The following is a 13,492-nucleotide window of genomic DNA, read 5'->3' on the forward strand; positions in this document are numbered from 1 at the left end:
TTCAGCCCTTCAATACTTCTACTTTATAGGTGGCGATGCCGTCTTCACGCTCGATGATCAGCCCGTGGACATCGGACTCGAATCCCGGGAAGCGGACATTCTGCTCGCGGGCGATCCGCAGGGACTGGATGATCGGATCATTGGTCCGGCCAAACCGCTCACCGGGCATGATCGTGGGGATGCCCGGGGGATAGGGAACCAGCATGGTGCCAGCCACCCGTCCGCTCACCTCCTCGATATCCACCCGCTCGATATCACCCCGCACCAGATGGTCGTAGGCCTCGGCCGGTGTCATCACCGGCTCGGGGAGTTCCACGTACATCTCCTTCATCACCCTGGCGACTTCGAACTCGGCATTGAACGCGTGCAGGGCCTGGCACAGGTCCCGCAATCCCCAGCCCGCATAGGCGTGCGGATACGCCGCGGCCAGCGTCGGCAGGGCCTGCGACAACGGGGCGTTGCTGTCATAGAGCTGCTTGAAGGCCATCAGCTCGGTGACCAGCGTGCTCCACTTGCCCTTGGTCACACCCATCGAGAACAGGAACAGCACCGAGTAGAGGTTGGTCTTCTCCACGGTGATACCGCGCGTCCACAGGAACCGGCTGAGAACCGCGGCAGGAATGCCGTTCCGCTCCATATGGCCGTCCATCGCCAGCCCCGGGGTGAGCAGCGTGACCTTGATCGGATCGATCAGCACATAGTCGTCGACCAGCCCCTCGAAGCCATGCCAATGCTCGCCCTTCTGCAGATACCACTGCGAACGCCCGGCGATCTCCGGTGCTGGGCCCTGCTCCTTCGCCAATGCGCGTTCCACCCCGGCGGGCTGCCACACCTTGAACCACCACGTGTCATGGCCCAGATCCTGCTGCACGTGCAACATCGCATGGCGGAACGCGATGGCCTCATCGTGCATCTCCTGCACCAGCGACTGGCCGGCCGAACCGGTCATCATCCGCGACGCCACATCGCAGGAGGCGATGATGCCGTAGTGCGGGCTGGTACTGGTGTGCATCATGAAAGATTCATTGAACCTGGCCACATCCAGATCGCGATTGGCCGAGTTGCGTACATGGATCATCGATGCCTGCGAGAACGCGGCCAGCAGCTTGTGCGTGGAATGGGTGGTGAAGATGATCGCGTCCTGCTCGCGCGCCTTTCCCTTGGCCATGCCGTAGTGGTTCTCATAGAACGGATGGAAGGCAGCATAGGCATACCAGGCCTCGTCGAAGTGCAGGAATTCCACCGTGCTGCCAATGGCCAGGGCGATGCGTTCGGCGTTGTAGCACAGCCCGTCATAGGTGGAATTCGTCACCACCGCGATACGCGGCTTGATGCCCTTTTTCCAGGCGGCCCGGGCCACGGGATTGGCATCGATCGCCGCCGCCATGCTCGCCTTGTCGAACTGGTCCAGACCGATCGGACCGATGATGCCGTGCGCGTTGCGGCTGGGACGGAAATACACCGGAATGCCGCCGGTCATCACCAGCGAATGCAGCAGCGATTTGTGGCAGTTGCGATCGACGAACACGATGTCGCCGCGGGCCACGGTGCCATGCCAGACGATCTTGTTGGCGGTCGAGGTGCCATTGGTGACGAAGAAGGTATGGTCGGCGCCGAAGTTCCTGGCCGCCTCGGCTTCGGCGTCCTTGATCGGGCCGGTATGGTCCAGCAGCGATCCCAGCTCGGGCACGGAGATGGAAAGATCGCTGCGCAACGTATTCTCACCGTAGAACTGGTGGAACGCGCGGCCCACAGGAGACTTGGTGAAGGCCACGCCACCGGCATGGCCCGGGGTATGCCATGAATAGCTGCTCTCGGCCGCATGGTGGATCAGCGCCTTGAAGAACGGCGGCAGCAGCTTGTCCATGTAGGATTCGGCCGCGCGCATCACCTGCCTGGCGATGAAATTCTTGGTGTCCTCGAACAGGAACACGTAACCGTGGATGTGCCGGAGCAGTTTGCTGGGCACCTTCTCGATGGTCCGGCGTTCGCCATAGAGGAACACCGGCAGGCCCTTCCGTCGCGCGCTCTGTTCATGCAGGAACGTCTCCAGCCGCTGGAACTGGTCGGGCGTATCTTCGGTCCCGTCGATGGAAATGAGCACCGCCGATGCGGCGATATAGGTTCTCGCGCCGGCCTGGGCGTCGGCCAGGGTCAAGCCTGTCAGCACGCGCTGGTCCGTCTTGCGCAGTTCATCGACCAGCTCCCGGATCAGGATCCCGCCAATCCGCGGCGACTCGTAATCGTCATCGATGACGACGATGGGATAGTCCAACGACTTGAAGTACATGGTTGTCTCCTGCATCGGGAAAATGAAGCCGGGGGAGGAACGTCACTTGCCTGCCGGAGGCAGCATCTCGTTGCGCTGCTGCCGGCGCTGTTCGCTGAAGAACGGATAGAACACGGTGATGAACAGCACGAACAGGAAGGCGTACTGGACGATGTTCCCCGCCGATCCGTAGATCGCCCACAGGCAATACACCACGGTCACGCTGGTCAGCGTCCAGAACGCGCCGGTGTGGACGATGGTGTGCGACCGCTCGACCACGAAATAGCAGGCCACGCAGGAATAGATATACGGCAGCAGCGTCAGCACCACGGCCGCGGAGGTGATGACATCGAACTGCGCCGACGCGGTTTCCGAAGTGGAGGTCAACAGCACGGCGCTGGTCATCAACAGCGCCACCACCAGGATTCCTTTGACAGGCACATCCTGCTCGTTGGTTTTGCGGAAGATGGACGGGAACAGACCGTCATCCGCAGCGGCCTTGGCGCTTTGTGCGGTCAACAGGATCCAACCGCCCAGCGAACCTGCCGCGCCAAGGAACGCGCAGAGACTGACCACGCCGCCGCCCCAGCCACCCACTGCTTTGGCCGCAGCCAACGCGAACGGCGCGTCGGAGTTCTGAAGTTCACCGTTGGGCACCATGCCCATGATCACGGACGAACTGGCGATGTAGGCGATGGCGGCGAGAAACACACCTGCCAGCGTGGCCCGGGCCACGTTTTTCTCTGGGTTCTCCACCACGCCCGCAGTCACCGAGGCCGACTCGACGCCGATGAAGGCCCATAGAGTCAATGCTGCCGCACTGGAGACCGCGCCAAAGTCGGACTTCCCGGAAACGTTGTAGGCGCCTTTGAAAATCTCCATGTCGAAGAAGAACCAGCCGAAGATCGCGATGCCCAGGATCGGAACCAGCGCGAAACTGGTGGTGACGGTCTGCAGCCGGGTGACGAACTGCGGGCCGATGACATTGGCGTAGCTCAACCCCCACACCAGGATCAGCACCGCGATGCAGCGCACCACCGGATCGGACAGGATCGGAAAGAAGTAGCTGAAATAGCCCACTGCCGCGATCGGGATGGCGACATTGCCGATCCAGTTGGCGAACCAGTAGATGGTGTTGGTCTGGAAACCCATGTATGGGCCGAACCAGTCACGCGCATAGGCATAGGGGCCACCGGCCTGCGGTGCCATCTTGCCGAGCTTGGCGAACACGAACGCCAGCAGCAGCGCACCGGCCGTGGTCACCAGCCAGCCCCAGATGGAGGCGGTACCGATCTTCGCCAGACTGGACGGAAGCAGGAACACGCCCGACCCCATCATGTTGCCGGCGACCAGGAAGGTGGCCCCGACGACACCGATCTTCTTTCCTGTTGCCATGACGACACTCCTTCTGGGTGGATGTCGCCCCGCAGCCGAGGCAACAAGGGGGAAGTGGCTCTATTTGATGAAGTTGTATTGCAGGCTTCCCTGCAGCCGCAGCGCATCGGCGCGGGCGCCGTCCTGCTGCTGCAACCGCCCGTAAAGCAGCTCCATGCCCATGATCCACGAGGGCGCCGGGCTCCAGATCAGGTTGAAGGCGCCGTACTGGCTGCGCCGGAACGCGGTGCTGGAAAGTCCGGGATCACGCTCCAGACGCAGATCGCCGTAGACCAGGTTCGATCGCCACAGCGAGGACCAGTAGTGTGTGTAGGCGACATAGCCGCCATGCATGCCAAGCGCCTGCAGACGCCCGTCCGCATCGACAACGCCATCCAGATCCGAGCCGCTGATGTCGGCCACATAGCGGCTGATACCGCTGCCCGCCACCGCGCCGAACAGCAGCAGATCCTGCCCGGACAACGACAGCGAACCGGAGAACGACAGCCCAGCGCCGAACACGTCATCCTTTCCGCTGTCGTGGCGATAGCCCAGTCCGCGCCCCAGGGCCGCCAGCTGCAGATGGCCCCAGTCGCGCTCCATCCGCGCGGCGATGCTGACATCGGGAAATCGGTTGGAGATGCTGGCGTCCGCCTGCGCCGGGGTCAGCTGGCCATCGGGATCTTCGGCCGCCACCGTCAGCGTGTTTCCCTTGCCCAGCGAGAAGCTGTGGTGCACGCCGGCCACCAGCAGATACGCGGCGGCGCCCGGGCCCTCGAAGTCTAGCGTGTCCGGCAACGCGTCGGCATCCATGAAGCTGGAATAGCCGTAGCCCGCATAGGTGTTGCCCAGCTGTCCGTAGGCGTGGCGCAGCCGAAATTCATAGCCCTCGGCGCTGCCGAAAAAATCGTTCTCCAGATAGAAGCGGAGATTTCCCTTGGTAGTCGGGCGCCGCGCCTCGAAGCTGAAACGCGTCTGCCGCGCATGCAGATTGAAACGGGAGGTGTCGTGACGATCGGTGCCCACGGGAATCGTGGAAGTCACGAACTGGTTCTCATCGCCGGCATTGCGCGCGTCGGCAATCGCATCGAGCTTGGCATAGCCGCCCAGCCGGAACAGGGTCCGGGTACCCGGGATAGGAATGAAGCCGCCCAGTTCCGGCTCGGTGGGCGACATCGCGTTGTCGTAGCGGGATGCCGCCGCCGACGGATCGGAAACCGATTCGCGCATCGGCAGGGGGCTGCGTTCCACCGTCCCGGGGTCTGCGACCTGTTGCGCGGGAGCCTGCACCACCTGTTCGCGCTCCGGTGAGGCCGTGCGTTGGCTGTCGTTTTTCTCCAGTACCGCCAGACGCTCATTCAGGGCCTGGAGCGTGCGCTGTACGTGTTCGATCTCGGCCCTCAATCCCTGGACGGTATCCTGCCCGTGGGCCGCCGGGAGGCAGCCTGCCAGAACGATTCCCGCGAGCAATGGGTTCCGCTTCATCATCGGATCCTGGTGCACCATGCAGAAAAAGCTGCACATCGCATGCCGCAGACGCAACACGCCCGATCACAAGGAAGCGGCATCACCATGCCAATGCGCGGGGCTATTGATACGCCGCACGCATGATGGCTTCGTGAAACACCGTTACTGCGCGGGCGCCATCATCTTGATGACTGCGTGCATGGGCCGCTTGCGGCCCGGTTGTACCGCGCCAGCATCAGCCAACGGCAGGCAGTCGGACACGGACCCCGCGGGCGATCTGCGGTTGCGCCAGATCACCGGTCGGATGCGGATCATGCCTGCGCCTTCCCCGCGGGTGCCGGCCTCCGCACATTCCCCAGCGCATCCGGATGCGTTGCGTGATCGCTACACATCGCACATAGGGGCCGGGCGGGAGGATGGATCGGGCGGAGCCTGAGCCTGGGGCCACCCGGCCATCAATCGAGGTGGATATGTCCAAGCGTGAATCGGAAGGGGGACAGGCCCGGAGCCGATATGAAGCGATCTGGCCACTGCTGCGCTCGGTCGCCGCGCTGGCAAGCGTGGTTGCGGCAGGCTTCAATCCCGGAGCTGCCGATGCGCAATCGGTGACGGGAACCGGCGACATTTCCCCGGCCGTCCCGACGCCGCCATTGGGAAACTGGAATATCCGGGCCCGGCTGTATGTCGGGCAGACCGGAACCGGCACCCTGACCATCGCCGGTGGCGGCTCGGTTACCGACACCGTGGGCTTCCTCGGCTATCGCACCGGCAGCAACGGGACCGTCATCGTCACCGGTACCGGCTCGACGTGGACCGATGTCAGCGATGTCTATGTGGGCTACGAGGGCACCGGTCGCCTGCGGATCGAAGACGGTGGCCACGTGAACAGCCGTACCGGGTATGTCGGCGATTTCGCCGGCAGCGCAGGCAGCGTGCTGGTTTCCGGCACAGGCTCGTCATGGGTCAACGACAGCGACCTGGAGATCGGCGTTGAAGGCACCGGCAGAGTTTCCGTGGAGAACGGCGGCGCAGTGGACAATCGCTACGGCTATGTCGGCTCCATCGAGGGTGGCACGGGGATTGTCACTGTCACAGGCAGCGGCTCGCGCTGGACCAACACGGTCGACCTGCTGGTCGGTTACTCGGGCGCGGGTACGGTTGCTGTCCTCAACGGCGGCAATGTTTACGCAGGTACAAGCTATATCGGCGCCTTCGCCACCGGAGCGGGTACTGTGACCGTCTCCGGCAGCGGCTCGATCTGGGCCAACACCGGCAACCTCGTCGTCGGGCAAGGGGGAAGCGGCATCCTGACCCTGACCGAACGCGGCAGTGCGCTGGCCTCGACTGCGGTGCTGGGAGCGCTTGCCGGCGCCCGCGGCACCCTCAATCTCGGTGCGGCATCGACCAGTCCGATGGATGCCAGCGTGGCGGGAACGCTTACTGCCGCCGAACTCGTGTTTGGCGAGGGCACCGGCACGCTGGCCTTCAACCACACCGACAGCGCCTATCTGTTTGACCCTGCCTTGCGCAGCGTGGCGGCAGGTATCCACGCGCTCAACCACTATGCAGGGATCACGAGACTGAGCGCGGACAGCTCCGCTTTTAGCGGTACCACGACCGTTTCCGGCGGCAGTCTGCAGATTGCCGACCAACTCGGTGGTTCGGCGATCGTCACCGGTGGCCGGCTACAGGTGGATGGCACCTTCTCCGGCCCGGTGACCGTGGAGCGCAGCGGCACGCTGGCGGGAGCGGGTACCGTTACCGGCGCCACCGGCTTCAGCGACGGCGGGAAGCTGGAGGGTATCCAGGGCCAGACGCTCAGATTTGGCAGTGATCTGACGCTGGGCGCCAACTCCACGATCAACGCCGCGCTCGGCGGCGCCGATACCCCGCCGCTGTTCGACGTAGACGGCGCGCTGACCCTGGACGGCACCCTCAACGTCAACAGCCAGGGGGGCTTCGGCCAGGGCATCTACCGTCTGTTCGACTATGCCGGCACGCTGACCGACAACACCCTGGATATCGGCGCCACGCCCAGCGGCGTGTCGGCTACCGACCTCCTGCTCCAGACCGGCAGCGGCCAGGTCAACCTGGTCTATACCGCTGGCGACACACTCAACTTCTGGGACGGTGGCAATGCCGGGCTGCATAACAACGGGGTGGTCGATGGCGGCGATGGACGCTGGGATGCCAACGACGGCAACTGGACCACGGTCACGGGTGCGGTCAACGGTCCGTTCCTGCCCAACCCGAACTTTGCCGTGTTCCAGGGCCGCGGCGGCAGCGTCACGGTGGACAACACACAGGGGCAAATCGGCATCACCGGACTGCAGCTCGCCACCGACGGCTATTCCCTCGTCGGTGGCGAGCTGGTGCTGCAGGGCGGTACCGAAAGCATCATCCGCGTCGGCGACAGCTCCGCGGCACGCACCGGCATGGTCGGCACCATCGCCTCGGACCTGAGCGGCGCCAGCACGCTGGTGAAGACCGACTTCGGCACCTTGCTGCTCACCGGCAGCAACCGCTACAGCGGCGGCAGCGAGGTCCGCGGCGGCGTACTGGCGGTACGCAGCGATACCAACCTGGGTGCGGCGGCAGGCGGGCTGACGCTCAATGGCGGCACCCTTGCCAGCATCGCCAGTTTCGATAGCACCCGTGCCATCACACTCGCCCAGAGCGGCGGCATCGACGTGGTTGCCGGTACCCGGCTGGGCCTCGGTGGCCCCATCACCGGAAGCGGTGACCTGCGCAAGCTCGGCGCCGGCACGTTGGTGCTCAGCGGCAGCAACCGATACGGCAACACCCGGGTCGAGGCAGGCATGCTGATCGGCGACACCGATACGATCCGTGGCAACCTGCTCAACAATGGCGTGGTGGTGTTCGACCAGGCCGCCGACGGCGTCTGGAACCGCCAGTTCGCCGGTGGTGGCAGCCTGGTCAAACGCGGCAGCGGAACCTTGTCGCTGGACAGCAGCAGCGACCAGAACTGGCACATCGAAAGCGGCCGTCTGATCAGTGCCGGCGGACGGTTTTCCGGCGCGGTGCAGATCGACGCGGCCGGCACCCTGCAGTTCGACCAGACCGCCGATGGCGCCTACGCGGGCGTACTTGCCGGCAGCGGTGTTTTCGCCAAGACCGGGACAGGACTGCTGAACCTGTCCGGCGACAGCCGCAGCTTCAGCGGGCAGACACAGCTGCAAAGTGGCACCCTGGCCATCGCCAGCGATGGCTGGCTGGGCGGCACGTTGACCGTCGCCAGTGGCGCGACTTTGCAAGGCACCGGGACAGTGGGGACAACCACCGTGCAACACGGAGCCGGCATCGCACCCGGCGATGGCATCGGCACGCTGCGGGTTGCCGGCGACCTCATTTTCCAACCCGGGTCGACCTACCGCGTGGAGGCCGACCCGGGTTCGGTGACCAGCGACCGTATCGCGGTGACCGGCACCGCCACCCTGGCCGGCGCGGTGGTGCACGTCGGTCCCGATGGCGACTTTGCGACCAACCGCCAGTACACCATCCTCACCGCGAACGCGCTGCTCGGCCAGTTCGACACGGTCAGCTCCGACTTCGCCTTTCTCGATCCCACCCTGCGCTATGGCGCGCAGGATGTGATCCTGCAACTTGAACGCAAACAGAGCGGCGGCGCGTTTGTCGATGCGGCGGTGACCTCCAACCAGCGCGCGACCGCCGCCGGTCTGGACAGCCTGCCCGTGGACGATCCGTTGCACCGGTACATCCTGACCTTGCCCGACGGCGCGCCACCGGCCGTGTTCGACAATCTTTCCGGCGAACTGCATGCCAGCCTCGCTGCCGGCCTGCTCGCCTCCGGCAGCGACATGCGCGAACGGCCGGTGGCGCACCTGCGTGGCCGCCTGGCGAATCCGGACCCGGCCCCGGTGTGGACCGAGCTGACAGGCAACTGGCAGACCCTGCGCGGTGACGGCAACGCCGCCGAGCTGGTGCAACACCGCCACGGTCTGGTCCTCGGCAGCGACCGGGCCGTCGGCGATGACTGGCATATTGGCGGCGCACTGGGCTACAGCGACGCGGATATCGGCATCGATGACCGCCAGTCCGAGGCCGATATCCGCAGTTACAGCGGGACGCTGTTCGGCGGAAGGTCGTTCCAGGCTCATAGTGGCGCGCTCGCTCTGCTGGGCGGCGCGATCCACACCCGACACAACATCGACACCCGTCGTCATACCCGCGTGGCCGATGCGCCGCAGCGACTCACGGCCGGCTATGGCGGCCACACCACCGAGCTGTTCATCGAACTGGGCTACGTCATTGCCCTTTCGCCGCGCAGCTCCCTCGCCCCGTTTGCCGGGCTGGGCTGGAGCGAAGTGCGCACATCCGGCTTCACCGAAGCGGGCGGCTCGGCAGCATTGACCGGGCAACGCACGCACGACAGGCAGAGCAGCAGCACCCTGGGCCTGCGTGGACAGACCGAAGGGGTGCTCGGGAAAACCAGGGGGCAGCTGAAGGCAACCCTCGGCTGGCAGCATGCGTTTGGTGAGGGGGGCGCATCCCGGACCCTGGCCTTTGCGGGCGGCCAGGCGTTTACCGTGGCCAGCGTTCCGTTGTCCCGCGATGCCGCGGTGGTCGAACTGGGCGCCGATCTGCAGATTACCCCGTCCACCACCCTGGGCCTGGGCTACAGCGGCCAGTTCGCCAGCGGCAACCGCGAGCACCGCGGCGTGCTGAGCCTGCAGTGGCGCTTTTGAGCCAGGCGCGGCACACCCGCGCTGGCCATCGCAGGCACTGGGCGGAGCTGCCACAGCACCGGTCATGACAACGGCGGTCCGGCCCCAACCACTTGCCGGAGCATCCAACAAAAAGGCCGGGGAGTTCCCCGGCCTTTTGCATAGCTCAAACCGCAGCGGCGATTACTTGCCGACCTGCGCCTTGGCCGCCGCGACCACCGCCTCGGTGGTGATGCCGAAGTGCTTGTACAGCTGGTCGGCCGGAGCCGAGGCGCCGAAGCTGTCCAGGCCGATCACCGCACCGTCCAGACCGACGTAGGCACGCCAGAAACCCGTGACGCCGGCCTCCACCGCCACGCGGGCGCGGATGGCGTTGGGCAGCACCGATTCGCGGTAGGCCGCGTCCTGGCGGTCGAACACGTCGGTGGACGGCATCGACACCACGCGGGTCTTGATCCCGGCCGCGTCCAGCTCGGCCTTGGCGGCCATCGCCAGACCCACTTCCGAACCGGTACCGATCAGGATCACATCCGGGTTACCGGCCGCGTCGGCCAACACATAGCCGCCGCGTTCGATCTGCTTGACCTGCTCGGCGCTGCGCGCCTGGGCCGGCAGATTCTGGCGGCTGAACACCAGGCAGCTCGGGCCATCCTTGCGGGTGATCGCCGCCTTCCAGCTGACCGCCGATTCGGCCGCATCACACGGGCGCCACACATCGTTGTTGGGGATGTAGCGCAGCGAGGCCAGGTGCTCGACCGGCTGGTGGGTCGGGCCGTCTTCGCCCAGACCGATCGAGTCGTGGGTGAACACGTGGATGACCTGCGCCGGGATCAGCGCGCTCATGCGCAGCGCGTTGCGGGCGTAGTCGCTGAACACCAGGAAGGTCGCGTCGAACGGCAGGAAACCGCCGTGCAGGGCCAGGCCATTGGCGATGGCGCTCATGCCGAACTCGCGCACGCCGTAGTGCACGTAGTTGGCATCAGGGTCTTCGCCGACCACGGTCTTGCTGGCCTTCCACAGGGTCAGGTTGGAACCGGCCAGGTCGGCCGAACCGCCGATGATTTCCGGCAGCAGCGGCGCGAACGCCTCGATGGCGTTCTGCGAGGCCTTGCGCGAGGCGATGTTCGGCGCTTCGGCCTGCACCTTGGCGATGTAGGCATCGGCCTGGGCGATGAAGTCTTCCGGCAGCTCACCATGCGAACGACGGGTCAGCTCCTGGGCCTGGGCCGGGAACTGCGCGGCGTACTTGTCGAACTGCTGTTCCCACTCGGCCTGGCGCAGGGTGCCGGTACCGCCGGCACGCCAGCCGGCGTAGATCGCTTCGGGGATCTCGAACGGACCGTATTCCCAGCCCAGCGCCTTGCGGGTGGCTTCCAGCTCGTCCTTGCCCAGCGGTGCGCCGTGGCTGGATTCCTTGCCGGCCTTGCTCGGCGAGCCAAAACCGATGGTGGTCTTGCAGCAGATCAGGGTCGGCTTGTCGGCCTGCGACAGCGCCGCATCGATACCGGCCTTGATGCTTTCCGGATCGTGCCCATCCACGCCCCGCACCACGTTCCAGCCATAGGCCTCGAAACGCTCGGGCGTGTTGTCGGTGAACCAGCCTTCCACTTCACCGTCGATGGAGATGTTGTTGTCATCCCAGAAGCAGACCAGCTTGCCCAGGCCCCAGGTGCCGGCCAGCGAGGCGGCTTCGTGCGAAACGCCCTCCATCAGGCAGCCGTCGCCCAGGAACACCCAGGTGCGGTGATCGACGATTTCGAATTCGGGGCGGTTGTAGCGCTGTGCCAGCAGCTTCTCGGCCAGCGCGAAACCCACCGCGTTGGCCAGACCCTGGCCCAGCGGACCGGTGGTGGTTTCCACGCCGGGGGTTTCGTGGTGTTCCGGATGACCGGCGGTCTTGCTGCCCAGCTGGCGGAACGCCTTGAGCTGCTCGATCGGCAGGTCGTAGCCGCTCAGGTGCAGCAGTGCGTACTGCAGCATCGAGCCGTGGCCGTTGGACAGCACGAAGCGGTCGCGGTTGAACCACTTCGGATTGTTCGGGTTGTGGCGCAGATAGTCATTCCACAGCACTTCGGCGATGTCGGCCATGCCCATCGGCATGCCGGGATGACCGGAGTTGGCGGCTTGGACCGCATCGGCGGCGAGGAAACGGATGGCGTTCGCCAACTGGCGGCGGGTGGGCTGCGTCATGGTTCGTCGTGTCGGGAGGCTCCCGCGGAGCTGCGGGCGGCCTATTGTCCCACAGAGCACCCGGCCGGTCAGGCCGGAACCCGGCCCTGTCAGTGATGAAATCCGCTTGTTTCACAATGCGGAACGGCCGCCCTTCACAGAGCGGCCGTTCATTCATATCTGCGGCAGCCGCCGATCAGTCGCGGGGGTGGTGGCGACCGACGGTTTCGTCGCTTTCGCCGCGTGCCACCAGCGTGGTCAGGGCCAGATCGCCGGTCACGTTCAGCGCCGTGCGGCACATGTCCAGGAAATGGTTGACGCCCAGGATCAGGCCGATGCCGACCGGATTGACGCCGACCATGGCACAAATCAGCGCCACCACCGGCAGCGAGCCCGACGGCACGCCGGCGGTGCCGATACCGCCCAGGATGCAGACCACCATCACCATGAACTGCTGGCCGATGCTCAGGTCCACGCCGAAGAACTGGGCCAGGAAGATCACCGTGACGCCCTCGAACAGCGCGGTGCCGTTCTGGTTGGCAGTGGCACCGACGGTCAGCACGAAGCGCGAGACCTTGCGCGGGAAACCCATCTGGTCGGCCACGCGCATGGCCGTTGGCAGGGTCGCGTTGGACGAGGCGGTGGAGAACGCCATCAAGGTGGCTTCCTGGGTCTGCCGGAAGAACTGCAGCGGCGAGCGGCCAGCCAGCTTCACCGCGATGCCGTAGCTGATGAACATGTGCAACGCCAGCGCCAGCAACACCACCCCGACGTAGGCGCCCAGTTTGACCAGCAGGCCGAAGCCGAAGATCGCGGCCAGGTTGAACATGAAGCAAGCCACCGCATACGGCGCCAGGCGGATGACCAGATTGATCAGGGTCATCGAGATCTCGAACAGACCCTCGATCGCCTTGCGCAGCGTGGCCACTTTTTCCGCCGGCGAGAGCACCATGCCGATGCCCAGCATAAGCGCGAAGAACATCAGCGACAGGATCTTGCCGTTGTCGGCGGCAGCAGCCAGCACGTTGTTGGGAACAATGGACAGCAGCATCTCCAGGCCCTTGGGCTGGGTGCCGACGCCGGCCACGATCTCCTTGCTGCGCTCGGCGTTCTCGGCCAGCAGCTGTGCGGCCACCGCCGGGTCCACGCCGGCACCGGGCTTGAGCACATTGACCAGCACCAGACCGATCAGCACCGCCACACCGGACAGCACGATGGTGTAGGCCAGCGACTTCCAGCCAATGCGCCCCAGCGCGCGGATATCGCCCATCTCCGACACGCCCATCACCAGCGCCGAGAAGATCAGCGGCACGATGAGCATGAAGATCAGATTGAGGAACAGCCCGGAAACCGGCGTGGTCAGGTAGCTGGTGACCAGATGCACCCAGGGCGCCCCCGGGCTCAGCATGTGCACAAGCAAGCCAAGCAGCAGACCGATACCGAAGCCGATCCCGATCTTCCAGTGGAACGGCATGCTGGCGGGGGTCTTTGCTGCATTGACCATAGG

At 65.3% G+C, this 13,492-nt stretch carries 6 protein-coding genes; 1 reads left to right on the top strand and 5 read right to left on the bottom strand.

Annotated elements, in window-relative coordinates; translation table 11 throughout:
- Position 1: 1 nt before the first annotated feature.
- Genes ACVOMH_RS01930 through ACVOMH_RS01940 form a run of 3 tightly spaced genes read right to left on the bottom strand, consistent with a single transcriptional unit; the run spans position 2 to position 5,128 of the window.
- A complete protein-coding gene (locus ACVOMH_RS01930) occupies positions 2–2,290 on the bottom strand; it encodes an Orn/Lys/Arg family decarboxylase (RefSeq protein ID WP_481550866.1) in 2,289 nt (762 codons plus the stop codon).
- 42 nt (positions 2,291–2,332) lie between these two features.
- Positions 2,333–3,664, bottom strand: coding sequence for an arginine/agmatine antiporter (adiC, locus tag ACVOMH_RS01935; RefSeq protein WP_481550867.1), 1,332 nt, complete (start codon positions 3,662–3,664; stop codon positions 2,333–2,335).
- A 60-nt stretch (positions 3,665–3,724) separates the two neighbouring features.
- Complete coding sequence (locus ACVOMH_RS01940; protein ID WP_481550868.1) at positions 3,725–5,128, bottom strand: DcaP family trimeric outer membrane transporter; 1,404 nt, start codon at positions 5,126–5,128, stop codon at positions 3,725–3,727.
- A gap of 452 nt (positions 5,129–5,580) precedes the next feature.
- On the opposite strand from ACVOMH_RS01940, the gene ACVOMH_RS01945 reads away from it, so the two are divergent.
- Positions 5,581–9,837: an autotransporter family protein gene (locus ACVOMH_RS01945; RefSeq protein ID WP_481550869.1), complete on the top strand. Its 4,257-nt coding sequence runs from the start codon at positions 5,581–5,583 to the stop codon at positions 9,835–9,837.
- Positions 9,838–9,999: 162 nt separating this feature from the next.
- On the opposite strand, the gene tkt is transcribed toward ACVOMH_RS01945, so the two are convergent.
- Together tkt and ACVOMH_RS01955 are read right to left on the bottom strand one after the other, a co-directional pair.
- Positions 10,000–12,006: a transketolase gene (gene tkt / locus ACVOMH_RS01950; RefSeq protein WP_481550870.1), complete on the bottom strand. Its 2,007-nt coding sequence runs from the start codon at positions 12,004–12,006 to the stop codon at positions 10,000–10,002.
- A gap of 175 nt (positions 12,007–12,181) precedes the next feature.
- Positions 12,182–13,489, bottom strand: a complete 1,308-nt coding sequence (locus ACVOMH_RS01955; RefSeq protein ID WP_481550871.1) for a dicarboxylate/amino acid:cation symporter — start codon at positions 13,487–13,489, stop codon at positions 12,182–12,184.
- Between the last annotated feature and the right edge of the window lie 3 nt (positions 13,490–13,492).

Source organism: Stenotrophomonas sp. STEN013 (genome assembly GCF_056760355.1).